The sequence below is a fragment of the Frankia tisae genome (assembly GCF_025403405.1).
Taxonomy (GTDB): domain Bacteria; phylum Actinomycetota; class Actinomycetes; order Frankiales; family Frankiaceae; genus Frankia; species Frankia tisai.
On record NZ_JANEZT010000615.1, the window covers coordinates 1 to 2181 of the forward strand.

The 2181-nt window shown below is 74.3% G+C and carries 3 protein-coding genes; 1 reads left to right on the forward strand and 2 read right to left on the reverse strand.

The genetic code is table 11. From position 1 onward, the window contains the following. On the forward strand, nt 1-772 hold a 772-nt coding region (locus NBZ85_RS30530), incomplete at its 5' end, for a transglutaminase family protein (RefSeq protein WP_261563362.1). 39 nt (nt 773-811) lie between these two features. Here NBZ85_RS30530 and NBZ85_RS30535 read toward each other — a convergent pair. Both NBZ85_RS30535 and NBZ85_RS30540 read right to left on the reverse strand, forming a co-directional pair. Then, entirely contained in the window at nt 812-1408 is a 597-nt protein-coding gene (locus tag NBZ85_RS30535) for a flavin reductase family protein (protein ID WP_261556621.1), read from the reverse strand. A gap of 135 nt (nt 1409-1543) precedes the next feature. After that, nucleotides 1544-2181, reverse strand: a 638-nt coding sequence (locus NBZ85_RS30540) for a DUF6113 family protein (RefSeq protein WP_261563363.1), incomplete at its 5' end; no start/stop codon positions are given.

Sequence of the window (2181 nt, forward strand, 5' to 3'; positions counted from 1 at the left end):
CAGCCGGGGTTTCCCGAGGGTGGAGCGAGGCACCCCACCGCCGGCCGGTGGCGCCGAGAGGGGGCAGGGGCAGCCGGGGGCCGGGACCGACCCGGCCGGCCGCCACGGCGAGCCACGCCGCTTTGGCGCCCTTGATCCACGAACTGCGGCAGAGGCCCTGCACGAGGCGCTCGGGCTCGACGCCGGCTTCGCCGGTTCCGAGGGCGACTACGACGATCTGCGTTCCTCGTTGCTGCCCGACGTCCTGCGTCGCCGCCGGGGCCTGCCGATCCTGCTCTCCGTCGTCTGGCTGGAGGTGGCGCACCGGCTCGGGGTCGCCTCCTACCTGGTCGGGTTGCCGGGCCATGTGGTCGTCGCCGTCGGCTCGCCCGAGGACTTCGTGCTCGTCGACCCGTTCGCGGCCGGCCGGCTGCTGACCATCCACGATGCCGCGGCGAAGGTCCGCGCGGCCGGGGTCGCGTTCAACCGGGCGCACCTGGCCCCGATGGATCCCCAGGACGTGCTGACCCGCATCCTCGGCAACATCCGCATCCTCGCCGCCCGTTCGGACACGCCGCGGACCCGGCTGTGGGCCGTCGAGCTCTCGCTGCTGCTCCCGCACCACCCGGCGAGCCTGCGCCGCGAGCGCGGCGAGCTGCGCGTACGGCTCGGTGATTTCCTCGGCGGCGCGATCGACCTGGCGGCCTTCGCCGACACGGTGGCCGAGGTGGAGCCGGCGGCGGCCGCCGCCGCCCGCCAGGCTGCCGCAGCAGCCCGCGCCCGCCTCAACTGAGGCGGTATCAACCCAACCCGGTATCAGCCGACCCGGGTTTCAGCCGGCCCGCTCGGTGCCGCCGTCCTGGGCGGGGACCGGCTCGCGGGACGGCGCGGTGTCGAGGTACTTCCCCTCGAAGAAGACCAGGGGAGCGGCGTCGTCACGAGACTGCGTGAGCGACACCACCTCGCCGATGACCAGGGTGTGATCCCCGCCGAGGTGGGTCGACACCGTCCGGCACTCGAAGGCCGACAGGGCGCCGTCGAGCAGGACGACCCCGGTCTGTTCCCCGATCGTGTGCGGCCACTGGGCGAACATGTCGCCGGACTGTTCATAGGCATGCCGGGCGAAGAACCCTGAGGCCTCGGCCATGTCGGCGGCCAGCACCGAGACGCCCCAGACCCCGGCCGCCAGCAGCGGGGCGTGGAACCGGGCGTCGCGGCGGATACTCACCAGCACCAGCAACGGGTCGAGGGAGACCGAGACGAACGAGTTCGCCGTCATCCCGAGATGGCGCCCCTCGGCGGCGGCAATGGTGGTGAGAATCGTCACACCGGTGGCGAATCGCCCGATCGCCCGGCGGAAGTCACCCGCGTCCAGGGGGGCCCGAACGGCGGGCGGACCACTGCGGATCTCCTGCGGCGGGCTGCCCACCCGGCTCACGCTACCGCCGCGATCCCCGGCTGTGCCCCCGCAAGCAGGAGCCGGTGACATCTCGCACAGTGTTCTGGCGTTCCGCCGTTGCGGGCACACGCCGGTACAGCCGGCCGGGAACGTCCCGGCACCCGGTCAGCGTGGGGGCGGGAGCACGGTGAACCCGCGGCGCGCCCCGCCGAGGACCGCCACGACGATCGGGCTCAGGCCGCCGAGCAGCAGAAACGCGTACGCGTTGGCGCTGGACTGCAGCAGCAGGTCGCCCTCGGGGCGGGAGGCGGCGAGCAGCAGCACCACCGGCATCCAGCCGATCAGCACCGTCGCCGGCCCCAGCCGGGTACCGGTCAGCCAGCGCACCAGCAGCGCCGCCGCCCCGTTGCCCACCAACGCCAGCAGCAGTCCGACGGACAGCAGCGTGCCACCCGGGCGAGGGCCGTCGGGGACGAGGAAGACGCCGTAGAGGCCCAGCCCGACACCGAGGACGACCCCCAGCGCGTAGGAGAATCCGAGGAAAACGCGGCCCGGCTCCGGTTCTGCCGTCGGCGCCGCGGCACCGGCGCCGCCCTTGGCACCAGCACCGGCGGCGCCCCCGGGCCTGGCGATCTGGGCCGGGCCGACCCCCGGCCGTGCGGATGACCGGGACGACTCGGACGAGCGCGACGAAGGCGGCGTCCGACGGGGACCGGTACCGGGGCGGGCCATGCTCCGACAGTAGGACATGATGCGCCGCAATCGCCTGGGCAGCCCGCCCGCATCCCCCCGCCGGGCGGCGG